Origin of the sequence: Desulfomonile tiedjei DSM 6799, assembly GCF_000266945.1 — a bacterium.
GTDB lineage: Bacteria > Desulfobacterota > Desulfomonilia > Desulfomonilales > Desulfomonilaceae > Desulfomonile > Desulfomonile tiedjei.
In genome coordinates, this window is record NC_018025.1 from 669,330 (window position 1) to 691,937 (window position 22,608).

19 protein-coding genes and 1 tRNA gene are annotated in these 22,608 nt (G+C 48.9%); 11 read left to right on the forward strand and 9 right to left on the reverse strand.

Annotated elements, in window-relative coordinates; translation table 11 throughout:
- Positions 1–178: 178 nt before the first annotated feature.
- Positions 179–1,054 carry an alpha/beta hydrolase family protein gene (locus tag DESTI_RS02830; protein WP_014808454.1) on the forward strand — a complete coding sequence of 292 codons (876 nt, stop codon included), beginning with the start codon at positions 179–181 and terminating at the stop codon, positions 1,052–1,054.
- 54 nt (positions 1,055–1,108) lie between these two features.
- Here the strand turns inward: DESTI_RS02830 and DESTI_RS02835 are convergent, their stop codons facing one another.
- On the reverse strand, positions 1,109–1,753 hold the full coding sequence (locus DESTI_RS02835) for a metallophosphoesterase family protein (RefSeq protein WP_014808455.1): 645 nt from the start codon (positions 1,751–1,753) through the stop codon (positions 1,109–1,111).
- A 432-nt stretch (positions 1,754–2,185) separates the two neighbouring features.
- Here DESTI_RS02835 and DESTI_RS02840 point away from each other — a divergent pair, with 432 nt between their 5' ends.
- From DESTI_RS02840 to DESTI_RS02850, 3 genes are all read left to right on the forward strand, one after another.
- The gene (locus DESTI_RS02840) at positions 2,186–5,218 is read left to right on the forward strand and encodes a DUF748 domain-containing protein (protein WP_014808456.1); all 3,033 of its coding nucleotides are present in this window, start codon (positions 2,186–2,188) and stop codon (positions 5,216–5,218) included.
- Positions 5,219–5,619: 401 nt separating this feature from the next.
- Complete coding sequence (locus DESTI_RS02845) at positions 5,620–6,918, forward strand: phenylacetate--CoA ligase family protein (RefSeq protein ID WP_014808457.1); 1,299 nt, start codon at positions 5,620–5,622, stop codon at positions 6,916–6,918.
- A gap of 488 nt (positions 6,919–7,406) precedes the next feature.
- Positions 7,407–7,628, forward strand: a complete 222-nt coding sequence (locus DESTI_RS02850) for a dodecin family protein (RefSeq protein ID WP_014808458.1) — start codon at positions 7,407–7,409, stop codon at positions 7,626–7,628.
- Between the two features lie 14 nt (positions 7,629–7,642).
- Here DESTI_RS02850 and DESTI_RS02855 read toward each other — a convergent pair whose 3' ends face one another.
- From DESTI_RS02855 to DESTI_RS02870, 4 genes are all read right to left on the reverse strand, one after another.
- Positions 7,643–8,302 carry an alpha/beta hydrolase gene (locus DESTI_RS02855; protein WP_052315987.1) on the reverse strand — a complete coding sequence of 220 codons (660 nt, stop codon included), beginning with the start codon at positions 8,300–8,302 and terminating at the stop codon, positions 7,643–7,645.
- A 16-nt stretch (positions 8,303–8,318) separates the two neighbouring features.
- A complete protein-coding gene (locus DESTI_RS02860; protein ID WP_041285911.1) occupies positions 8,319–9,974 on the reverse strand; it encodes a putative ABC transporter permease subunit in 1,656 nt (551 codons plus the stop codon).
- Positions 9,975–10,070: 96 nt separating this feature from the next.
- The gene (locus DESTI_RS02865) at positions 10,071–10,478 is read right to left on the reverse strand and encodes a Sec-independent protein translocase subunit TatA/TatB (protein WP_014808461.1); all 408 of its coding nucleotides are present in this window, start codon (positions 10,476–10,478) and stop codon (positions 10,071–10,073) included.
- 202 nt (positions 10,479–10,680) lie between these two features.
- Complete coding sequence (locus DESTI_RS02870; RefSeq protein ID WP_014808462.1) at positions 10,681–11,142, reverse strand: hypothetical protein; 462 nt, start codon at positions 11,140–11,142, stop codon at positions 10,681–10,683.
- 214 nt (positions 11,143–11,356) lie between these two features.
- On the opposite strand from DESTI_RS02870, the gene DESTI_RS28345 reads away from it, so the two are divergent.
- From DESTI_RS28345 to DESTI_RS02890, 4 genes are all read left to right on the forward strand, one after another.
- The gene (locus DESTI_RS28345) at positions 11,357–12,109 is read left to right on the forward strand and encodes a DUF1573 domain-containing protein (RefSeq protein ID WP_014808463.1); all 753 of its coding nucleotides are present in this window, start codon (positions 11,357–11,359) and stop codon (positions 12,107–12,109) included.
- A gap of 114 nt (positions 12,110–12,223) precedes the next feature.
- Positions 12,224–12,835: a recombination-associated protein RdgC gene (locus DESTI_RS02880; protein WP_014808464.1), complete on the forward strand. Its 612-nt coding sequence runs from the start codon at positions 12,224–12,226 to the stop codon at positions 12,833–12,835.
- A gap of 20 nt (positions 12,836–12,855) precedes the next feature.
- Positions 12,856–13,392, forward strand: coding sequence for a hypothetical protein (locus DESTI_RS02885; protein WP_014808465.1), 537 nt, complete (start codon positions 12,856–12,858; stop codon positions 13,390–13,392).
- Positions 13,393–13,546: 154 nt separating this feature from the next.
- Positions 13,547–13,622: transfer RNA gene (locus tag DESTI_RS02890), tRNA-Asn, on the forward strand.
- A gap of 11 nt (positions 13,623–13,633) precedes the next feature.
- Here the strand turns inward: DESTI_RS02890 and DESTI_RS02895 are convergent.
- The 3 genes from DESTI_RS02895 to DESTI_RS02905 form a co-directional block, all read right to left on the reverse strand.
- Positions 13,634–14,740: a tyrosine-type recombinase/integrase gene (locus DESTI_RS02895; RefSeq protein ID WP_014808466.1), complete on the reverse strand. Its 1,107-nt coding sequence runs from the start codon at positions 14,738–14,740 to the stop codon at positions 13,634–13,636.
- Positions 14,741–15,343: 603 nt separating this feature from the next.
- Positions 15,344–17,080 (reverse strand): ankyrin repeat domain-containing protein, encoded by a 1,737-nt coding sequence (locus tag DESTI_RS28350; RefSeq protein ID WP_014808468.1) that lies wholly within the window; start codon positions 17,078–17,080, stop codon positions 15,344–15,346.
- An 813-nt stretch (positions 17,081–17,893) separates the two neighbouring features.
- Positions 17,894–18,616 (reverse strand): hypothetical protein, encoded by a 723-nt coding sequence (locus DESTI_RS02905; protein WP_014808469.1) that lies wholly within the window; start codon positions 18,614–18,616, stop codon positions 17,894–17,896.
- Positions 18,617–19,268: 652 nt separating this feature from the next.
- On the opposite strand from DESTI_RS02905, the gene DESTI_RS02910 reads away from it, so the two are divergent.
- The 3 genes from DESTI_RS02910 (at position 19,269) to DESTI_RS02920 (ending at position 21,138) form a co-directional block, all read left to right on the forward strand.
- Positions 19,269–19,943 (forward strand): hypothetical protein, encoded by a 675-nt coding sequence (locus DESTI_RS02910; RefSeq protein ID WP_014808471.1) that lies wholly within the window; start codon positions 19,269–19,271, stop codon positions 19,941–19,943.
- An 88-nt stretch (positions 19,944–20,031) separates the two neighbouring features.
- The gene (locus DESTI_RS02915) at positions 20,032–20,814 is read left to right on the forward strand and encodes a RecB family exonuclease (RefSeq protein ID WP_014808472.1); all 783 of its coding nucleotides are present in this window, start codon (positions 20,032–20,034) and stop codon (positions 20,812–20,814) included.
- A gap of 12 nt (positions 20,815–20,826) precedes the next feature.
- Entirely contained in the window at positions 20,827–21,138 is a 312-nt protein-coding gene (locus DESTI_RS02920) for a hypothetical protein (RefSeq protein WP_014808473.1), read from the forward strand.
- An 897-nt stretch (positions 21,139–22,035) separates the two neighbouring features.
- On the opposite strand, the gene DESTI_RS02930 is transcribed toward DESTI_RS02920, so the two are convergent.
- Positions 22,036–22,557 (reverse strand): hypothetical protein, encoded by a 522-nt coding sequence (locus DESTI_RS02930; protein ID WP_041285912.1) that lies wholly within the window; start codon positions 22,555–22,557, stop codon positions 22,036–22,038.
- Positions 22,558–22,608: the final 51 nt, after the last annotated feature.

Sequence of the window (22,608 nt, forward strand, 5' to 3'; positions counted from 1 at the left end):
TTTATGAAGGGGGGCTAGAGGGGATTTTCGTCCAACTTAGAAAGCAAATGGATATAAGAAGATGCTGTCATGACACTTGGAATATCGTTTCATATCTGCCAGACTCCTGAAGATCGCCCGGACCGAGTCAAGTTTCGTTCGGTCTGATGAGTCCCGCAGAGGAGGTCTATTCTGTTTCATGGAAAGCAATTTGATTAAAGTCTGGTTCGCCAAGCTGTTGGATGCACTTCGTTTCAAGACCGGGGTCCGGAAGATCGATACGGTCGATCCTGAAAAAAGGGACAGAAAACCATTTTCGGTTGTTTCCGACGGCATTACCATTCGGGGAGAAGTCCTGTTTCCTTCAGAACATCCGGCACGGCTGTACCCTGCCGTGGTTATCTGTCATGGGATTCCCGGATATGGAGCCTCTAGACCTGAAAGCGACCCGGGTTATGAAGGGCTGGCAGAAGAATTCACCTCGGAAGGCCTCGTAGCAGTGATCTTCAATTTTCGTGGTTGCGGCGATTCGGGCGGGGATTTTGACATGATGGGGTGGACCCGCGACCTGGATGCAGTGCTGGACGTGGTCGTAAACACGCCTCACATCGACCCCACGCGAATCATGGTGCTCGGATTCAGCGGAGGTGGGGCCGCTGCGATACGCGTAGCTGCTGAAAATTCCAATATCTATAGCATGGCAGTTGCCGGCACACCTGCCGATTTTTCGTTTTTCAACAAGGACCCGGAAGAGATTATCGCGGACTTCAAGGCGCGGGGTATTATACGCGATAAGGATTATCCCAAAGACGTGGATCGCTGGATTTCAGGTTTCATAGAAATAGACCCCAAGCGCTGGATACGGCACTACAAGGGAAAGCACTTGCTGATCGTTCACGGCGACGAAGATGAGTTGATCCCATTGCTCCAGGCTCGTGAATTATATGAAAACGCTCCTGGAGGGGTTGCCGAACTGGAAATTATCGAACGCGGAGCTCACAGGTTGCGACTCGATCCCCATTGCATACAATTGCTGAAGAAATGGTTTCTTCGCACGCTCGGTTGGAAGCAATGATCCCTGATAATATTTTGGCTTGAGCAGATCGTGTAAAATGCCGGTTCGATTCGATTACACCTGGTAGAACTTCATCCTGGGTAGTTCCACTGCAGTCAGCTTATTGCCGTACACTGCACCCGTATCGATCCCTATTTTGCTGGGTGTGACGAATGGTGTTTCCAGAGCCGTGTGACCGAAAATCACTCTCTTATTCCAATCGTACGCAGAGTAAATGAACTCTTCACGTATCCAGAGCAAGTCTTCCTCTGATTGTTCGGCGATCTTGATGTTATCCCTGAGACCGGCGTGCACGAAAATATAATCCTCTGTTTGATAATAAAGGCCCAGGGAAAGGAAGAAATCCAAATGCTCCTCAGGGAGTACGAAGGCCTTCCTGCCGATGCCCCCCTCAACATAGCTCGCTATGGTTTCTGCACCGCCGTTTGCTACGTAGAGCATCTGATCTTTTTGTTGGATATAGTAGTCTAGGAGCATCTTCTCGTGATTTCCCTTGAGAAACACGAATTCGCCACCCTTTTTGCGGAGCTGCACGAGATACTCAACAACATCTCGGGACCTGGGGCCGCGATCGATGTAATCGCCGATGAAGAGCAGCAAGTCGCCATTTTCGCGGCTCCATGGAAGTATCTTCATCATTGCCGTCAATTTGTCGTAACAGCCGTGAATATCACCGACCGCGAAAATCTTCCTGCTCATGACTCCTATAGAACTCCTGTGAACTGTTTTTCCTGAACCCTGTATTCTGCCGAGGCGGGTGGTTTTTCGGTATCTCGTCCTATAGGAAAATCCGAAAGAACCCACGCGACCGGCAAGACTTCAGAATTGCAGTATTCAAGGCATCTGTCAAATATATAGTAAGCATGATATGGCTGAACAGCCAAACATTTTTCTATCGTAACTGTTTATTTATGCAGAATAAGGGAGCGAACGCGGTGGGAGACCCGAGGGTGCACCCTTGCAATACCAAATCATTTGGTTTATTTGAGTTACTTCCGGCACATTGGATTTGAAGCGGGCTGAAACAAGTGATGAAATAATTGTGGAATTATCCATGTTCTTAGAATCTACCGGTACTTGGGAGAAAATATTCAAAATCTATCGAGACCTCTAGCCGCGGAGAAAGTACCCATGCGTTTCAAAAGGCTGTCGGTAATCATTCCGGTTATAGCCGTAATTCTCATTATCACAGTGCTGTTGGCCCTGAGATTTCTTCCGGAAACCGAATTCATCAGGTCTAATGTACAGGATCGACTGCAGAAGTTAACCGGACAGCAGGTCAGTGTGGGCTCGATTACAGTATCGCCCTCCTGTTCTGGAGCGCTTTGCCTTTACATAAAGGGAATCGCCGTGGTCTCCCCGCAGGGCAAATTGCTTCTTGCCGCCGATGAGCTGACTCTGAAACCGGACATTCTGCCGTTGTTCAACAAGGAAATTGCTATTGAATCTATTTCCGTGCACGGACTGCGCGCTACAGTGAAGCGCAATCCGGACGGATCAGTGGCAGCAGTGTTTATCCCCGTACCTGGATCTTCGGAACCTGAGAGAGCAGGGGATCTGCCATCTCAAGATCGACCCCGCGCTCAGGAGAGACAACAACCGGAAACTGATAATCGGATAAAATGGTCGGTGGATACCGTCACTTTGACCAATGCTCGCATCGATTGGGTCGATCAGCATATTCTCCCGGGACAGGAAATGCAGGCCAGTCTTAAGAACGTAAATGCGAGTCTGACCAGGAATGAAACCGATCGGAAGGTTGATGTTAAGATGGAAGCAGAATTTTCCTTGGAAGGAGAAAAGCGTTCCACTCTCAAATGCAACGGCTTCTTACAGCCTGCTCCCTCTATGGAGAGCATTGAGGCAGCGTCTCTTAACATCACGACGGGGAGCTTGAACCTGAGACCCTTCGATCTGTATTTGCCTCCATGGCTCGATCGAAGACTGGTTGTCGAGCACTGTGCAGCATCGCTGAACTGGGTAAACAACGGAAAGACGGACGTTAAATTCAAAGTCGCGCTCAAATCCGAGACGAAACTTCCGGCCCAACTCAAAATGCATGGGGACGTGGTGGTTTCGTCCGATTTTTCCTCACTGGAAAGTGCAGCTATCACAACCGAGACCGACAATTTTCCCATGACTTTCCTGTCGGCGAGCCTCCCGAAAGACTTTCCCCTGGATAGGGAAACCGGGGTCATCAAAGCTCTCGTAAAATCAGAGTGGAGGAATTCTCGCGATTGGTCGGTTCAAGGTACGGTTACGCTTGAGGATGTTGTGCCATCGGGCGTTCTCAAGGGACTGGCAGAAAAAAGCAGGATATACACTCAGGCGCGATTGGAGCCGGATACCCTCCAGTTGGAATCGCTTGAAATCTTCGAAAAGGAACGCATTGCATCCGTCAGGGGTACTATCGCCAGGCCTTTTGTCGAGGATCGCAATTTGGAATTGCAGGCGCAGGTGCTCCTCCGACCTGAGTGGTCCAACAAACTGGGAGTCCACCTCCCCGCAGGAGTAGCTGTGAAAGGGACCATACCAGTCTCGGCAACTCTCAGAGGCAGGCTCGAGCGTCTGTGGGTCGATATGAAAGCGGATTTGAGCGGTCCCGAAATCGAATGGCTGCCGTACATCGAAAAGCCTTCAGGGCGTAAAGCAAGCATCTCGGTGAAAGGCAATTTCTTGCCCTTGAAGCCACAGATGAGTGTAGAGCCTGCAATCGTGAACATCGGGCTGACCGGAGTAAATCTCAGGATCGATCCGAAAGGAAAATGGATTCCCGGAAAATACGTGGCTTTTGAATCAAAATTCATGCTTCGTCCCAAACGAATCGATTTGAAGGAAGCGAGACTCTCCGTACGTGGCGGTCACGAGACCGGTGACATTCTGACATTCAAAGGCGACTTGAACGAACTCGGATCTCCTGCACCGAATGTGGATGGAACGATTGCTTTACAATTGGATACAGATGTGATGGCAGTACTTCTGGCGCAGAATCAAGATATTACGGTTAAAGGCAGCGCACCGCTCAAGGCCAGGATTTCCGGTTCGCCTTCCGATTTGAACTGGTCGGTTGCCATGCCGCTCGCCAATCTTGACATGACCGCCGGAAACTGGTTCCGAAAGCCCGGGGGGCTTGCAGGCAACATCAGAGGTTCCGGAAAATACTCCGGGGGACAGCTCGACATCACCGCCGGGCAAGTGACGTTTCCGGGAGTGGTGTTGAATGCAAAGGGGAAGGCATTCGATCGTAAAGGCGATCTCGGCGACATCACGCTGGATGTCTCGAAAGCCGATCTAAAGCAACTGACGAAACTCATCCCTGCAGCAACTCAGTTAAAGGTAGCCGGTCCGGTGGACGCGTCCATTACTCTCAACAAAAGAGCCGACAAAATAGTCCCTCATGGAAAAGTGCGACTGAACGGCGTCGATTATCATCCCGGCAGCGGCCTGGAATTGGATCGTATAAAAGGCGAAGTCGACATCCACGGAACTGCTCTGGAGACTTCGGAATTGTCGTGCAGTGTACGAGGAACTCTCGAAGGACCGCTCAAAATAAAAGGTGCAGTTAGGCACGTCGATTCCATTCCCGAACTCAACGGGAATTTTTCGGTTGCAATGGATTCGGGCAAGATAAGAGCCGATCGCCTGAAGGGAATCCTCGATAAAGCCAATCTGGCTCTGAACGTGCTGTTTAATGTTCAGGAAGTGCAACAAACCAGACTGTTGAGCTTCAAGTCACTCTCCGGTGATTTTCGCATACGACAGGGTGATGTAGTAACAAACAATCTGTGTGTGAAAGGATCTGATATCCGTGCCGGTGCTTTGGGGACACTGAGGCTACATTCAATGAATCTTGACGCATTTGCGGGTATACAGACCTACACCGCTGTCGGAAGTGCTCTAAACAAAATCCCTGCTGTTAATGAGGCCATAAAGAAACACGGAGATCTCCTGAAAATAACTGGATTAGATAAGGAACTGAAACGATTGGGTATCGGTGAGGATTCGGGAGAAGCAAAAACGCAGGGAGATGCAGGCGTCAAGAAAACCCCGGTTACTCTGCTGCTTAAAATTCATGGAAAGGCCGAGCAACCCGATATCGTGCCTGTCCTTGAGAACACGTTATCAAAAGAGACCGTGACCAATCTAAAATCACTGATAAACTGAAATTCGACAGACTTCCGTTGTGTTTCTCCAAAGTTTTGAGGTAATCCGATACCGGAACTGAAGAGTTTTAGTAGCGCCCGGCGTCGCTGCCGGGCAAAACTAATTGAGCGATTTGGTTTACATATTATCCACCGGCACTGAGGCCGGTGGCTACCAATTTCGGGGAGACACTATTCATGATCCGGAATCAGTTTATCCGTACACTGTTCATCAGATCGATATAATCTGGAATTCACTGATCTGAAGGTTCGTACTTGATGATGTAACCGTACGAGAAGCGCTCGCCGGTTACATTTTTGTCTTGACTGTTTAGGTCCCTATCCAATAAATATAAAGAACTACGCCCTTCCCACTTGTCGTCACCGCGAAAAATGACAGAATCATCGTCTAGGAGAAACTGCATGGCTAAAAAGTATTGGGATGAGAAGTTCGAAATCATGAACGAATCGGACATGAAGGCTTGGCAACTACAACAGCTTAAGCAAACAGTAGCTTGGGTGTATGAAAGGGTTCCTTTCTACAAGAAAGCCTTTGACAATGCAGGAGTAAAGCCTTCCGATCTCCAGAAACTGGAAGACATCGCCAAGTTCCCCTTTTCGGTGAAAACGGATTTACGTGATAATTATCCTTTTGGATTGTGCGCGGTGCCCATGTCTGACGTGGTTCGTATTCATGCCTCGTCAGGTACTACGGGCAAACCCATTACAGGACCTTACACGGCAGAAGACCTCAATCAATGGGCCGATCTCATGGCACGAGGATTGTGGGCACAGGAAGTCCGCCCGGATAGTATTCTGCAAAACGCTTATGGAATGGGACTATTTACAGGGGGGCTCGGATTCTTACAGGGAGCCATGCGGATCGGGTGCGCAGTAGTTCCGTCAGGCGCGGGAATGACTGAGCGCCAGATCATGTTGATTCAGGATTTCGGCACAACCGCACTGTGCTGCACGCCTTCTTACTGTCTTACCATTATCGAAAAAGCGGAAAAGATGGGGATAGATTTCAGAAAGACCAATCTCAGGACCGGTCACTTCGGCGCCGAGCCCTGGACTGTGGAGATGCGGACTGAAATCGAAGCACGCAGCGGCATTCATGCATATGAGCATTATGGGCTTACGGAACTCATGGGACCCGGGGTTTCGTTCACCTGTGAATACTATAACATTCATATCAATGAAGACCATGTCCTGCCTGAAATCGTAGATCCGGGCACTCTTGAACCCGTCGATCTCGGAGAAGAGGGCGAATTGATATTCACTTCCCTTCAGCGCAGAGCAATGCCCATGATTCGGTATCGTACGAGAGACATCTGTGCTCTCCGGAGAGACAAGTGCGAATGCGGCCGCACACTCATCACCATGGATAAGATTCTCGGAAGATCCGACGATATGATGATTATCAGCGGCGTCAACGTGTTCCCGTCACAGATCGAGACGGTTCTCATGGAATTTGAAGAAGTTGAGCCGCTCTATCAGATTCGGCTAAGAAAGAAAGGCTATATCGATCATATCGGCGTAGAAACCGAGGTGAAAGCCGCTGTATATCAATCAGGCCAGGAGACTCTGGATAATCTCTGTAAGAAGATATCCAGCCGAATACAACAGGTTATCGGCATCAATGTGCCTATCACCATTCTCCCGCCTGAGACTATCGAGCGCAGCATCGGAAAAGCAAAACGCATAATTGACGAACGATAGCGGAGTATTTTACTTCGCGTGTGGCGCAGGGCACGTCGAAAATTCGCGTGCCCTGATTTCGTTTCACGGGTGGATGCGTGCGCATTTTGATTTCCTGTCATCTTCGTCCCGAATGAGCCCTATTGCCCTGACTTAGGTCGGAATTGGCTAATAGGCACGTACGAGTGTCAATAAGGCCATCAGTGTCCCCCTTTTGTAAAGGGGGATTCAGGGGGATTTCTGGAGCTTAGATCAAAATCCCCCCTTGGCCCCCCTTTACAAAAGGGGGGGAATAGTCTGGTAAATTAAACGCTCATGCCTCGCACCATTTCGCAGTTGTGCACATAAGATAGCGAAGGATACCTCCGCACCTCCAGCCTCCCAGATTTATGAACAGAAAAGCGCATCAATATGAATGGATACAAATGTAGGATGGTTTTGGTTGACAGTGTACAAACCTTATGCCATGCAGAACCACTTGGTGTGAATTTCATTCATGGGGGTTATTCATGTCAGTAGTGAAAATTATCGAGCTTGTCGGTGAGTCTCCCATCGGATGGGAAGATGCTATGAAACAAATTATAGCAGAAGCTCAGAAGACACTCCGGGGCATTACTCGCATAGGCGTAGTGGAACAGGATGTCCGAATGATAAACGACAAAATCGACGTCTGGCGTGTAAGGGCTCAAGTCTCCTTCAGGATCGAAAGGTCCGATAACGACAAAGACTGATTCCAGGCTCTTTGCTAATCGTGAGGCAACCCTCGGAGAAACGATTTCATCTCCCGCACCAGATCGTCTTCCTGACCGAAATGAAAGTGATCGTGTCCCTTGAGAACGATCCCTTTTTTCGGTTCGGGAATAGCTGCCACCAGTTTCCGGAAACTGCTCACGCTGCACACGAAGTCATTATCACCGACAAGAAGTAGTTTAGGACGTTTCTCATGCTTGAGAAAACTGAAATCCGACGCTTCAAGCGGTGGTGATATCCCGATCATGCTAACCGGTCGCGAATCCCGGGAAGCAGCGTTGAGTCCGACCCAGCTTCCAAAGGAGTACCCGGCGACGCCTAAACGTTGCGAGTCCACCCGCTCTTGTTTTTGCAGAAAGTCAAGTGCCGCCAGCACATCCTGAATTTCGTCTATTCCTTCTCCGTGCGTCCCCCAGCTTGCCCCGGTGCCTCTGAAGTTGAAACGAAGCGCCACCGCTCCGTATTCCAGAAAGGCCGTTCTCATGGCTCGAACAACGCTATTGTGCATGTTGCCTCCATAGAGCGGATGAGGATGGCAAATCACCGCAGCCGGCAGGAGTTCGCTATCATGAGCGGGATACTCCAGCACTCCTTCCAGAGTGAGAGTACCGCATGGGATTGAAACATCGATTCTCGATTCGGGATTCATGCGCATGCCTTTCACGAATAGACTATATTTCCAGTTCGGTGATGTGTTTGAGGCCCGAACGCATTGGCTGAATCATGAGAAAAACCGCGACCAGCAATGCCCCTACGAACCAGGCTCCCATAAAAAAGTAATCCTGCGTCCGCAGTGACCTGTGGAAGAACTGGGCGAGCAGATACTTGTATATGGGGTACGCTTCGAGCAAGATCACTGCAGCTACCCCCAGCGCTGCGTACAACATGGTAAGTAAACCGCCGAATCCCGCAAACGCCTGGTTCGGGTCTGTTTCCTTGAAATCGGCATAGAGGACCCCCATACCTATGGAAAGCGAAGTAATTCCCATGGTAAGCAATGCAACCGTTGCAGTGCACAAGACGAACATGAAGGTTCCCAATCCAAGAAGCCAGTTTGTCATTATCACCAGAAGAAGGCCGAGAATCAGCATGGGAACAAGATAGAAGAAGAACTTGACCCAAAGAATTCTTCGAAGGCCTATGGGGGACCCTTTGAGTATCCAAAACGCCCTACCTTCCGAAGATATCGCGGGAAAGAGAAATCTTACTCCCAACGAGGCCAGGACAAATCCGGCCAACCCGATGTTGAGAAACGCCACTATGCTCTTCAGGGACATTGTGGCTTCGGGTGAATCCAAAGAAGGGAGCACGCTGAAATTGTACAAATAGACCAGAATAAGAGCCAGCAAAAGCAATAATTGACTTAACCGTCCCCAATCTCTGGCCATAAGCAACGTCTCTTTCATCACGAGTTTGGATGTGGGGGGATCGAGAACAGCATTCAAAACCCTGCTGAGTACCGCAACCGTCCTGCTTTTGCTGAGGCGAGCCCCTTTTGATTCCATAGCCTTGGAGTAACCTACAAAATGAACCAGTTCGTGATTGTGGCCCGCTATCCGGAATGCCCCTAAAGCAGCAAGAACCAGCAGGGCAAGGTAATAAGGTATTTGATCGTGACCGTACCCGGTAATATACGGTTTCAGTACGAACATCACCCATGTAGTAGGCAAGAATGGTGAAGACGACTCCGACATTATGGACAAATAATCCATGACTGAAGCGAATCCCTCAGGATTGAGGAACTCCTCGGGTCGAATCATCCTGAATATCAAATACACCCCAATGAAGACCAATATACCCACTAGAACGAAAAGGTCTCGCAACCTTCGCACGGGAAACGTTCTGACCAGGTTCTGCACGATGAAGATGGACAATGACGTGACAAGGGAGAGCAGACAGAAGAAAGTCACGAAACTTAAGACATAGAAGCTCCAGGGTGCGGAAAATACACGACCGTATGCGAGGAACACTGGAAATCCGAAAACCAGGACCATCCACGAAGAATCACCGAGAGTCTCGATAAAGCGGGCGCTGTAGAGCGACTTTGCGGGTACGGGACCAGCCATGATGAGTTCGAGATCTGCCGATAAATAGTAGCTGGAAAAAGTCGTGATGATGTTACTGATCACCAGAACGAACCCGAAAGTCATCAGTAGCATCGAGAGAAGTTTGGTTGCTGCAATTGTCCCGAACATTTCCTCGGCGGTGAAGTACGCCAAAGCTTTCACGAATACGATGTAAATGACTACCCATAAGGCAATTATGAGACTGGCGAGGAAAGGAGTACGCAGCCGATCACGTTTCGAGTTTTTGAAACGGTTTGCCATTCGCCTCCATCGTGGACTCAGCAGGAGGATTACGCTTGCAGAGAAACTCATGACGCATCACCTGATATACTGAATAATTCCGGTCCGGAGAGGTATTTATGAAGTGCGTTTTTCAGTTTCCGCGGACGAGGCAGGGGGGGATTTCTTTTCTTCCGGTTCGGTTTTTTCCGGTTTTTCCGCCTCACTCTCCTCGCGGGATTGTTCCAGAAGCTCCGCGTAAAAATCGGGGCCGGAACGCTCGGCCTGAGTTCCCACGTTCGGTGGAGGAGCGGAAGGGGTAGGAATATCGGATTTCGGAAGCAGGGGTTCGTAATGGGGCACTTTCGGAGGCGGAGACGTTATGGAATCAAGATCGATGGAACTCCGTACATCCCAGGCCATCCTCTGTATTTCTTTATAGATTCTGCCGATAATTCGTGCCGTCTCGGCCAGTTGCCTGGGGCCGAGCACAATAAGAGCCACGACAAGAATAAGGGCCAACTCCCACATTGATATTCCGAACACTAATATGCCTCGCTCGATCTTCTTGAGAAATGTATTTCAACATACATACGAAAATCCGGAGTTCACGGATCTACCTGGCAAAAAACGGCTTCGTCGCAGATGCTCTGCTTCTTCACCCCAACGAGAAGGTCTGCGATCCTGTTGCTTCAGGACAAATGAGCCCACATCTTTCACTCGGATGCGAACGAAGGGATCCGAAGAATCAGATTTCCCCTTCAGTGGATACCACTTTATTCACGTAAAAGATGTCCATGTAATGGGGACCGCCTCCCCATGATTCAATGAGCAGAGTCACATTTCCAATCAGCGCATCCAGACGGGTGTCTTGTGAGGTGAACCCGGCTTTTTCATCCTCAAGGTGCTGCATCCAGTCCAGAGCATTGGATCGCAAGCAGATCTTCACTTCGAATCCCTGGCCTGCTTTGATGAGGATCACCTGACCGCAGTGTTTGTTATTTTCATTACAATCCGGGTGCTTTATATCATAAAGCTCCACGTCTCGTCCCCGGATAGTCCGGATAAGCTCTACCCGACGCATTTCCTCGTCAAAGAGTACCTCTGATTTTTCATAGCATTCCGGGCACAGCGTCGCCTTGTCTTTAGGCAAGGCAGCCTCATTGCGGTCGCAAATAGCACATAACTCTGATGGAGGCGAAAAAGCCATGACTATCCTCATTTGACCTGAGAACGACGAGTCCCAGGTATTACGTCTTCGCGTTGGCCGCTTATGATTTCGACCACGCAGTCCATAATTAATGCAACCGATACGCTGACTTCGGAACCGGGTCCAACGATCCGATCCGGGTTTGAGTGGACAATCGCCGACTCGGATCATATGATAGCACTCAACCTAGGCGTTGAAAAGGAGAACAACCGTTATGAGATTGAGGATTCTCGTAATGTTACCCGCTCTTCTGTGCTTTCTGGCCACGATATGCACCGCGGGCGGTCCGAGCATTCATTTCGATAAAGACACGCACGATTACGGCCGGGTCCTGTACGGGGACGTTGTTACTCAAGAATTCATCTTGACCAATACCGGTGACGAGACTCTGGTCATCGAAAAACTGGAAGCATCATGTGGATGTACCAAGGCGGTTAAGGGCAGCTCGGAAGTTCCTCCAAAAGGAACAACCAAAATAATGGCCGCATTCGACACCGACGGGCTTCGCAACGGAAGAACAAAGAAAACCATTACGGTACACTCCAACGATCCGGAAAAACCTGAGGTCAAACTGGCTCTCTTAGCAGACGTAGTCCGCGAGATTACCGTGGATCCGCCAAGACTGGTAACCAGACTGGCCAAGTTTACCGAAACTATTTCGGTTCCCATCAGAATCGCCAATTCCTCAGACAAACAGGTTGTTGTGCGGATCAAGGACAGCCAAAGTGACACGTCCAATCCAGGCCCCAATGCCAAAGCACTTGTGGTCAAGGGCCGGTCGGTTGTGCCCTTTAATCTGAAGCTGGCATTGAAGAATGAATCCGGAAGATCTTACTGGACAGGAAGGCTTACCTTGTTGACCGATCATCCAAAGGAAAAAGAACTGGATGTGCCTTATCTGGTGCAACTCGGTCAAGGTGATTCTGCTTCAGAGCCCAAACCGCCTCCACCCGCGGTTGAAGAATAATTCGATTGACTTATCGAACTTATTTCGACGGAAAAGCCGTTCGGACAAAAAATGGTTTTCATGTAGTCTGGTTTCGGCTATTTTTCCGTGGATCAAATCTAGTGGAGTTCTTTTATGGGATTTGCATCACGCTCTGTCTCGATCATGAGATATCGCGTTCGTGGAGAAATGTCAGGATCTTTCTGGGACGCCGTAGAAGAAGGTGTCAAGAAAGGGGCCTTCAAGCAGATCGAGTCACCCGGGGACGAGATTGGGATCGGCTGGGTTTCGATTGACGATTTCACAGATTTCCAGTTCAGGGGTGCCTCATACGCCCGCGGCAATTATATTGCCCTGAGTCTAAGGATAGATTCCGTGCGGGTGCCGCCGAGGATTTTAGAAATACATATCAAGCAGGAGACGCGGAGACTATTGGAAGAATCCGGACAACAAAGGCTTTCTTCAACCCAGCGTCGCGAACTCAAAGAACGGGTAAAGGAAACACTCAAGAAACAGGTTTTTCCATCTATCCAAATTTTCGACCTGATCTGGGATACCACGAAATCGGTGGTTTACTACGGCTCGCATTCTGTGAAAGCACGAGACCGTGTGGAAACTCACTTCAAGAAGTACTTTGGACTGATGCTGGTTCCTGTACTCGCATACATTCGAGCCGAAGAACTCCTTGAAGGCAGGCTTGAGACTCAAATTCTCGAGAACCTGAAGCCTTCTCTTATGGCTCCTTGACCTCCTGGTGGTGATACAATATGGATTTTCTTGACATACTTCAGCAGAAAGCATTTCTGGGACGAGAGTTTCTCACGTGGTTATGGTTCAAGTCCGACCGGACTGGCGGACACGTGGATATACCTGGAAAACGAGTAATCGAAATACTGTTTCTTGATCGCATGACGCTCGATCTTTCCGACGCGGAGAGTCCGCAGATAGTGGCGCTCAAGGGCGAGCAATCCGAGCTCAGAGAAGGCCTCGCCGCATTGCGTGAAGGGAAGAAGATCGAAGAAGCACGTATTTCCATACGAGCGGGCGAGAATGATTTCACGTTGGTTCTGAAAGGCACATGGTTTTCCTTCGGCTCTTTCAGGACGCCTCCGATTCTTCCTGCACAGGAGGCAGATGAGGAGGACGGCTTCGAAGCGGCATTTCTTGAAAAGGTGTACCTGATCGACGAAGGCATGCAAATCCTTGACGATCTTTTTGAGTACTTCATATCCTTACGGATCTCAGACCAGTGGGAGGCGGAGGAATTGCCGGCTCTCCGTCAGTGGGTCGCATCTGGGGAATGAGATTTGCACGGGATGAGAATCCAGATTTAACGACCATCCCTTTGACTTTCTGCTCGAAAACACAAATTTCCGGATTGACAAACAGCCCGCATTGAGAGAAAATGGGGGTTCGTCTGATTCGGAGTGCATACCAAAGAACCAGACGAGCCACTTTTCCCCGATAGCTCAATCGGCAGAGCGGGTGGCTGTTAACCACTAGGTTGTAGGTTCGAGTCCTACTCGGGGAGCCAAAAAAGATAAATCATCCCGCAACGTTGGACACAACGGTTAGCGGGATTTTCTTTCTCAGGATAGTCAGTGCGGGACTTTTGCGGGACTGATCCACGCAGACCGCATTGGCAGCCGCCATCAAGCTCCTCAACTCAGGCATTGAATAATGGGTGGTGACCCGCCCCGATTTGTGCCCGAGAAGATCCTGCCTATCCTCGAAACTGACCCCCGCCGCCCGAAGCCTTCGCCCAAAAGTGTGCCGAAGATCATGAATTCGCACGTGCTCTAAATTCACTTTCTTCCGTGCAGCTTTCCAGGCTGTGGTATTCATGGTTCGTAGGGGGTGCCCGTCATACGTGAACACCCATTCTTGATGTCGGGGGCGCACCAGCTCGATTATTTCTTCGGCTACCTTGTTCAAAATCACGACCTTATCCTGGCGATTCTTTATTCGCTGCCCAGGAATTATGAAAACACTGGTATTCAGTTCTGGGACCTCGACCTCATACTCCCACCGCAGACCGCACACTTCCGAATCTCTGCATCCGGTATTTACTGCGAATGAGCACATGACCCGAAGATGTTCAGGCAGGATAGCGAACAGCTTTTGCTGTTCATCCCACGACAACGGATACGGGTCTCTTGCATCCGATCTCGGGAGCAATCTTATTTTGGGAGCCGATCTCAGCCAAGTGAGCCCATTTTCGTCAAGCCATTCACCCGCAGCCAGATTCAGAATGTGCCTCACGACTTCCAAGGGCATATTTATCGTCCGATGCTTTAAGCCTTTGCGCTTGGCGTCTTCGATATAGGGTCTCAAAGTCCCCATATGAACGTTTTCAATGGGGAGCCCCCCTATATATGGTTCAATCCGTTTGAGGTTCCAGGCGTCTTTTTCCAAAGTGGCTTTCTCGGTTTCATTCATGTACTTAATCATTGCCTGTCGAAAACTTCTGGGGGGCCGCACTCCATAAACCTCGGCTTGCCGGATTTGCTCCCGTCTCCGGGCTAGATATTTTTCCGCTTCTTCGAGGTCGCCCGTTCCAGTGCTTTCGCAAATTCTTCTTCCTCTGATAACCTTGTCGATGTGCCATATCCCTTTCCTGTTGACGAGACCAGGGATCTTTTTGCGTCCCATGGCTTGTCTACTCCTTTCCGTTTGCCGGGACGCCCGTTGCGACTCTTATAATCTTCGAACCACGCATCCAGGTCAAGACGATCAAAACCGATTCCTTGCTTACCAATTGGAATTTCAGTGACATAAGGTCGCACCTCCTCATTGAAGCGGTTCGGGTCCATACCCAAATACGCAGCAGCATCTCTAAGGCGAATCACTCTGGGCAATATGTTGCTCATTTAGATCCAATCCACAGAATTAATCCCTCTTAAAAACGCCTGTCTCGATGCTTCATGATACGGTCACAAATGCTTCTCTTACGGGCGTCATGCGCTAGCATGGGAATTTATGCCCATGCCGACAGGCTCAGTCATCGCTCTCGGCTCTAGGGCAATATCCTCTTCTAATGTGGAATCATTATAGATTCCAGCCAGGTCTCCTTACGCAGCGGTGAATTCAAATCGACCTGCACTTGAGTTGTGTAACTTGCCGAGGGAAAATTGCACAAATCAAACACAAGTACGACGGCGTTGACTGTTTTGAATTTGCTGGGGAATTAGGGGACCCATTGATCAGGGTCCCCGCCAAAAGTACTTGTTATATTTATAACAAGTACCCGGTCAGTTATTCGGAGTCTTCTTCGACCTCAACATCCACCACTTTGTCCTGGTGTGTGTATTCTCTCAATAAATCCAATAGACTAGGCTCAAGATCCGTGAAGAGGGCTTCCGTCACCGGGATTTTTTTCTTCAGTTTACGAATGTTCCCAAGAAGGGCTGTGCTTTCTGTGGGTTCAAAGGCTGCTTTCATCCGTTCCTTGTCTTTCAAAAAGTCCTGGGTTTCCTCATCCGTCAACATGCGGAGGATATCCCCCACGTTTCTCATTACCGCTTTAGCGATTCGCTTGTCCTCCGATGAAATCTTGCCGAGTTGCTTCCCAACTCTCTCCTTTACTTCACCGGCAGTGAGACGCTGCAATTCTACAAGTTGTGCGAGGGCGATTTGGTCCTTAAGTTTTGGTAACTTGGAGATCTCAGCGTAGTGGTAATACGTCAATGAGTCCAGGTGAAGCCCCGTTCTTCTAAGCTCCATATCCAGAGCAGCACATCGCACGCACTCAGACAGTCTCTGTCGAGTGAACGGCATGCCCTTCTGTTGGGCAAGTTCGTTCAAAGATGTCTGCTTCTTGGGGTTCCGGGAGAAGGCCTTGGCGGGATTTTTGTCAAAGAACACCACCAGTAGATAGTACCCTAAGAACATGAGGATATTACTTACGGCCGATGGGACGATGATCTGGATATCGTGTGCCACCTCCTTAATAGTGCGCCCTCGAAATCGTTCCAATGCGCCCTGCGAAAGCAGGTCGTACAATAACCGGGGATTGGCCACTCCCGGCATGACCATCCCCATTACGAAGGCGAGTGTGGTTTCGATGGGATTCGAGCGGGTATTCTCTACGGATGCTTTTTGATCATTCCCGTTGCCCTTGGGAGCCTCTACAACAGGGTTGGCATTTGGCTTTACAGGCGCTGTTCCTTCATCTTCCCGATTGTTCCCACTCTTGTCAGTGCTCGACTCAGAACCGACATCCGTGTGAGTGGACGCAGTTTCAGAAGTCTCAGCTACCGAGATTGCAGCAGGAGGGACGCCAGGACCATCATCCGACACCGCTATCTCTGTCACAGCGGACTCGGATTCACCATTTTTCGGCTGTGCCTCGGCCTCCTGTTTCCGATCTTCTGTCGTGGTATCGGACTCCTTCTGCAGTCTAAAGTATGGTGATTCCGCTACAGAAGGGAGCGCCTCCAAATCAAGATCCGGGACATACGGCTGGGGCTCTGACGAAGGAATCATGGCAGCCGCTACCGGAAGCGAAGCCCCGCCAGGGCTGTCCGTACTCGGGCTGTCATCATCCGGCTCCGTCGAGATTTCTTCTCTGACACCGGTCATTGAACCGGCGGACTGCCCCGACAGTAAAGCAGCCAAGGCATCGTGTTTCCTCATTTGGGCGATTTCCAAGGCAGTGGAGCCGTCACTGTTCTGCATTTCCAAATCGGCTCCGTTTTCGACCAGCACTTCCGCTACAGTGAGGTAACCACCGAATGCGGCTTTCATCAGAGCTGTTTCCCCATCATTATCCACAGCGTTCACATCGCATTTATGGCGTATCATCACTCCTACTAATGCAGCGTTTCCTCTTTCGGAGGCTACAATGAGGGGTGTCCTGCCATTATCGTCTCTGCAATCCGGGGACACGCCACGGGCCAACAGCTTTTCCATTTGGCCAACAGCCCCCTTTCCAATCGTTTCAAAGGCCTGTTCGCAATCGCTCGTTCTTCCTCTAATAAATCGTTCTCTCATACCTTCTTTTCCTCCGTATTTGTTCTAATGTGTCGGTGAACGTACCTTGCCGGTTCGCATATATGGCTGTATGCGTCGGCGGACAAGAATCATCGGGGTGGGGAAAGGAGACAGACTCAGACGGGAGATCTCACGTCGGCAATACATCATTCAAAAAGAATCTTGAAAAATGTACCGCACAATGAGATCATTTAAGCGAAACTGGCCTGAGCGTCTGCGACCTTATCGTTGACGTTTCACCATTTTCAGAAAGCCTGCCCTGAGTCGCTGCCAAACGTCCAAGGGGCGGGCTTTCCTAAAGGCCAATGATTTTTTTGTGGGAAATCACCTCCTTAATTCGTTCAGTATTTGAAACCGACTGTCAAGCATAACTCTTAATTGAAAGCCGTGTTAGGAAGCAATTGTTACGGCAGCAAACACGACACCACGGCAACATTCCCGGTCATGAACAGTGAATCCGCCTCATAATTAGCGGATCACCTTTACTAATTTATATAAAAACCGCCTATAAGGTGGGACCTATGGAGTATAAAATACCTCATCTGAATATCAGTCCAGAAATCAGTCCATTCCGACCTTTATCGTGAAGAGAAAATCAGGACCGACGAGTTGCTGGAGGCCCAGTAAGATGCGAATCAAGATATTGGAGGGAGTGCGTAATATCTTGCATACTCCGGAAAGTGAGAGTATATTCTAGACGCATACATGCTGAACTCCGGCAACTCACCGGGTGATTTCCAGCTGATTGCAACGAGCCCACGTCCGCCCGCCAAAGCTGAGCGTGGGTTTTGTTTTTCACCTCCATCAAATGGCTCAGGACTTTTCAACAACAGGGCTATTGGTTTTCTTCTTGTTTTTCATAGAAGTCTTCACCGGTCTCTTTCTTTTGCCAAAAAGCTTTTTCGATTCAAAATAATAAGAGACAATTGACTCCAATAATTCCGAAATATCATCACCATCTGCTTCCTTATTAAGATGTTCCAAGAGCTTCTTATCTATTTTAGCTGTTAAGTTGGCTTTTTGATCTGTCGGGTCCGAATAGAGGGAAGCGGTCGCAGAAATATTTTGGTCTTCAGGTTGGCTAGGCTCTGAAGCTAAAGAATTTGGGCTAATCTTGTCCCACACGAGAAACCTTTCACCTAAGTATGAATCACGGGGAATACTTCGATATGGACAAGATGCATGAATTAATCGAGCCAATTCACGCATCTGATTTTTTTCGAAGGCTTCAGGCGAGAGGCGACTTAGAGATTCTAAAACTTCCTCCCAATCAGATACGCCCATTTCAATTGGATTTTTTAGAGGCAAAATCGAGTTGAATTTTGGCTGGATCAGTGTTTTGAGAATTAAATTAGGAAGTCGCTTTGTTACTCTGGTGTGCACACGTGGACTAATTGGCAGATTTTTTTGTTCGTAAATACGTAACATCGATGATGACATCTCCAAATCGCCAGCCATCTTCTCCTGCGTCAATTCTAAAACAAGTCTAATGTTCTTGAGGAATTTGCCGTTAAAAGTTGGTTCGCAATTCTCCATATCGGCTCCTTTTGTGGTGACGCTAATTATCGCTAATCATCGCTAATTGTCAAGCAGTTTTTATTCGTGGATTTCTAAAAAAGTCAGCCGCAAGGTTGGGCATTGGCACAATTATTGCTTTTCTGACCGCTTATTGGTTGACCGGCGAACTACTCACTCTTGGAATGAGATCCTTAAATTTTCCTCCGCATGAGAAAATTAAGGTATCCAGGATCTCCTTTTGGGTCCCATCAACAAGTTCCTGAAAAGAGTTAAGGGGCCCGGGGGGGTCAGGTTGACCGCTTTGCCAAGCCTTTCGGCCTTCCTCCCATAGATTCACGTTCCGATGCCAATCTGGATTTTTCGACATCCTGTCATCGAACGTCTTTCGCACACCCCCGAGACGGCTTTCTTCTTCTTACTTCTTCTTTGCCCTCCTCATGAGGGGTTTATGGTTTGAATAGAGGGGAGAAGAGAAACACGCCCCTTTCACCCATTCTTACACGGAGGTGGCCGATGAAGTTACCATGGAATAAAGTTGTAGCGATTCTGCTGGCCGCAGCAGCGGAAATCCTCATTGAGTGGTCGAAACAACGGAAACGACTCCGTACCTGATCACGGGTATCTTTATATTTTGGGAATAGATGGAACAAACATAGAAAGGAGTTTGATTATGAAAGCGTCCAGCGCATTTAGAGAGGATGAACTGGTTTGCCGGAGACAGAAGATCAACGGCGAGTGGGTAGAAAACTACTTTCCCAGAGTGGGCGGCAGGCTGCGGCTCGCTCATGAACAGAACGAACAGCTCGGTATCCAGACCGATGTAATCCGTTTCGAGGAGAGCCTTGCAGTGGTCAAGGCAACCGTAGCAACAAACAAAGGAAGCTTTTGCGGCTTCGGAACTGCTTCCGCCCAGCGTGATGCAAGGCTCGCTGATTCATTATTGGAGTTGGCAGAAACTCGCTCTATTGCCCGAGCATTGCGCTTCTCGGGGTTTGGCATGGAATTCACTTCCGCCGAGGAAATCAGCCATACAGTACAAGAAGCCGAGCGTAATGGCGCCGAAAATGACGGCAAACATCATAATCGAGTCTTTGAACATGAGGAAGGCCAGAACAAACCTGAATCAAAATCCACAGTTCCACCAAAGTCCAACGGGAACGGGAGCGGTGGTACCATAACACAAGCTCAGTGTCGGGCGCTCTACGCATTAACCAAGAAAGCCCATTACACTCAGGCGGATATAGATGGCATGCTATCCTCAATGGGTGCCAAATCTTTTGAAGACTTGACCCGAGAAACCGCCTCAAGACTCATCAGCTCAATTCAGACCGAGATCGCAGCCTAATCCAACCACACAATCATGATCCATCAGCAATTCCCAGGGGCGGGGCGCTATAGGTGCGTACCCGTCCCGAAGCCGAAAGGAGAAAGAGATGAGAACCGCAGAAGAGCATGATCACCTGTCATTTTCGCAGGTCAGCTGCTACACGAATTGTTCGTTGAAATATCGCTTTCACTACATCGACTGCCTTGAAGAAGAATTCACCTCGTCCGCCCTGTTGTTCGGTTCGGGCATCCATTCGGGAATACAGGCATACCTCCAAAGCGTCTTGGAGGCAGATCCTCTGCGACCGGACCAGATCCTGGACGTATTCAAAGACGAGTGGAGAACCTCACAAAAAGGAAAGATCCGATACTCAGCCCGAGATTCCGAAGAATCGCTCACCAGCAAGGCACACGACCTGTTCACCCTGTTTGTGGATGGGTATGACCCTCACGGGGAAGTCATCGCAGTTGAAGAAGCGTTCAGCATAGATTTGAACGAGCATCTGCATGAGAGTCCTTGCACCTTGCCGCCATTGGTCGGGTCGATAGATGCGATCATCAAGAATGGATCGACAGCACTCATAGACTTCAAGACCGCTTCCCGCAAGCCCAATGGTGACGTGAATGCGATGCAACTGGTGGCCTACAGCCTCGGGGCAACCACTCTCGGGTATGAACCGGACGAGTTGGCATATCGTTATGAGTACCTGATAAAGACAGCGAAACCTGAGCTTGTGAACCATCCCGTGGCTATTAATGATGATGACCGGCGGAGATTTATGAAGATCGTCACGAGAGTCTGGAAAGCGATTCAGTCATCAATCTTCTACCCCAACCCGAGCTACCTATGCAGCTCTTGCGGGTATCATAATCACTGCAAAGAATGGTGAAAGGAGGACACAATGGCAAAGAAAGAGTCCAACCGGGTATCAACCGACCTGATAACGCTTCAACCGGCAGATAGCATAAGCGTCTTGCCACCGAACTCCGGGATCGTCGGCACATTTTTGGAACAAACGGCCAACATGTTCAAAGCCAGAGAGATGCGAATGAATGGTTTGCTAAGGCGAATAGATGAGGCCGGACAACGAACCGAATCGCTTCTGAGGACGGCGGCGGAACGTATGGAAGCAGCGGAAGCGGCTTTGCAGGAGCAATTCAACAGGGAAGGATTAGTGCAACTGAACGATTCGGAATCGGAAAACAACTCGTAATCCATGAAGTCGTGTTGTGTGGCATTGTATAGAGACCTGAGGTCTCTATTTTCCCGTGGGATTGAGTTGACTTTGGTTCTTATGGCAACATATCAAAACATAAACAGCCAACATATAAGTCTCTTCTTCGCCATTCGGCGTCTGCAAGCAAGGGCTTTTTGGCCTGCCGACCCGCTAAAACCCTTCATCCGCAATTGCAGCACAGGCCGATACCCATTAAGTAAATCAAATACTTGTTGGATCATCCTATCCTTAAGTATCCGAGTGGCCTCATTTTATCTGCCATATAAACTACGATCTCGGGACGCCTGTAGCGAATGTTTTCCTTTTTTCGCAATCACCCTGGATATTTGTAGGCTTCATCAGCTCCGATCTGACCCCCATTTCTTCCAAGCTTTCCCTATTTTCCACGGGAGTATTCTGATGTTCAGTATCGGCCACCATACGTACAGCCTGAAGTAGCCTTTGATCTTACCAATGATGGATAGTCTCGGTCTTCTTGGTCTTGTTCGTGGATTTAGCAGATTAATGCGAATCATCCTTGCTTCTGTCGACGATTGATCATGTGCTCAGCCTCGTACTGTTCCCGCATCCGTTGCACTTTCAAATCGTGTTTTCCCATACTAAAGCCAAGGCAAAATGTGTCATCCATATCAGACGGTGTATCTCTGTCTGATTCTCCGTCCTCAAAGCCTGCCTGCCATTTCTTGGTACGATCTGTATTCTTAGGATCTATCTTGGGGCAAGCTTGTTCATGGATAGGATCAGGTGCTCCACATTTATCACAATTCACTGACATGAGTTTCAATTCTTTCCGTCATTTGCTATTTTAGTCTTCATAGTCAAGGTAAGTCTTCATAAATGGGACGTTCTTGATATGCCAAAGCCTAGCCAGTATCATTCTATCGTTTTAATTTTAATTTCATATTGCCGTTTCTCAGGTGCTGGCTGATTGAATATTCTATCGATTTGTTTCTCTGCTTCCCTATGTAGTCGCATATTTTTTTGCTGCTCTTTTTGCTGTGGAGTTGTTGGATAATATCTAGGATCATAGCTATCACTAGAGCGGTATCCAGGGGATGGCCTTGGACTACTTGAAGTTCCACTTAATAGTATCTTTTCATGGTATAATTTCTTGTCTACAATATGACATAGTACCACTATGATTGTAAGTCCTACAATGAGAATAATACGTGGCTTTATCCTCTGTTTATCAACTATATTATATATATATTTGTCTCCTAGCAATATCTCCGCCAAGAATACTGCAAATCCTAATGGTAGAATTGCACCAATAAAGGCAGACCACGTATATGGCGTTATGATAAACCAGCAAAGTGTAATGGAGACACAACATGGTACAATCATTAGAATCAATCCAAAAATTTCCTTATTGCTCCACTCAGTCTCTTCTGCCATGGGTTCGTCCTCCTTTCTACTTGCGTGCCCGTTCCACGAGCATTCACTTGT

Coding starts and splice junctions, on each gene's coding strand:
- DESTI_RS02830 (WP_014808454.1), top strand. CDS start 179: ATGGAAAGCAATTTGATTAAAGTCTGGTTCGCCAAGCTGTTGGATGCA.
- DESTI_RS02835 (WP_014808455.1), bottom strand. CDS start 1,753: ATGAGCAGGAAGATTTTCGCGGTCGGTGATATTCACGGCTGTTACGAC.
- DESTI_RS02840 (WP_014808456.1), top strand. CDS start 2,186: ATGCGTTTCAAAAGGCTGTCGGTAATCATTCCGGTTATAGCCGTAATT.
- DESTI_RS02845 (WP_014808457.1), top strand. CDS start 5,620: ATGGCTAAAAAGTATTGGGATGAGAAGTTCGAAATCATGAACGAATCG.
- DESTI_RS02850 (WP_014808458.1), top strand. CDS start 7,407: ATGTCAGTAGTGAAAATTATCGAGCTTGTCGGTGAGTCTCCCATCGGA.
- DESTI_RS02855 (WP_052315987.1), bottom strand. CDS start 8,302: ATGCGCATGAATCCCGAATCGAGAATCGATGTTTCAATCCCATGCGGT.
- DESTI_RS02860 (WP_041285911.1), bottom strand. CDS start 9,974: ATGGCAAACCGTTTCAAAAACTCGAAACGTGATCGGCTGCGTACTCCT.
- DESTI_RS02870 (WP_014808462.1), bottom strand. CDS start 11,142: ATGGCTTTTTCGCCTCCATCAGAGTTATGTGCTATTTGCGACCGCAAT.
- DESTI_RS28345 (WP_014808463.1), top strand. CDS start 11,357: ATGAGATTGAGGATTCTCGTAATGTTACCCGCTCTTCTGTGCTTTCTG.
- DESTI_RS02880 (WP_014808464.1), top strand. CDS start 12,224: ATGGGATTTGCATCACGCTCTGTCTCGATCATGAGATATCGCGTTCGT.
- DESTI_RS02885 (WP_014808465.1), top strand. CDS start 12,856: ATGGATTTTCTTGACATACTTCAGCAGAAAGCATTTCTGGGACGAGAG.
- DESTI_RS02895 (WP_014808466.1), bottom strand. CDS start 14,740: ATGGGACGCAAAAAGATCCCTGGTCTCGTCAACAGGAAAGGGATATGG.
- DESTI_RS28350 (WP_014808468.1), bottom strand. CDS start 17,080: ATGAGAGAACGATTTATTAGAGGAAGAACGAGCGATTGCGAACAGGCC.
- DESTI_RS02905 (WP_014808469.1), bottom strand. CDS start 18,616: ATGGAGAATTGCGAACCAACTTTTAACGGCAAATTCCTCAAGAACATT.
- DESTI_RS02910 (WP_014808471.1), top strand. CDS start 19,269: ATGAAAGCGTCCAGCGCATTTAGAGAGGATGAACTGGTTTGCCGGAGA.
- DESTI_RS02915 (WP_014808472.1), top strand. CDS start 20,032: ATGAGAACCGCAGAAGAGCATGATCACCTGTCATTTTCGCAGGTCAGC.
- DESTI_RS02920 (WP_014808473.1), top strand. CDS start 20,827: ATGGCAAAGAAAGAGTCCAACCGGGTATCAACCGACCTGATAACGCTT.
- DESTI_RS02930 (WP_041285912.1), bottom strand. CDS start 22,557: ATGGCAGAAGAGACTGAGTGGAGCAATAAGGAAATTTTTGGATTGATT.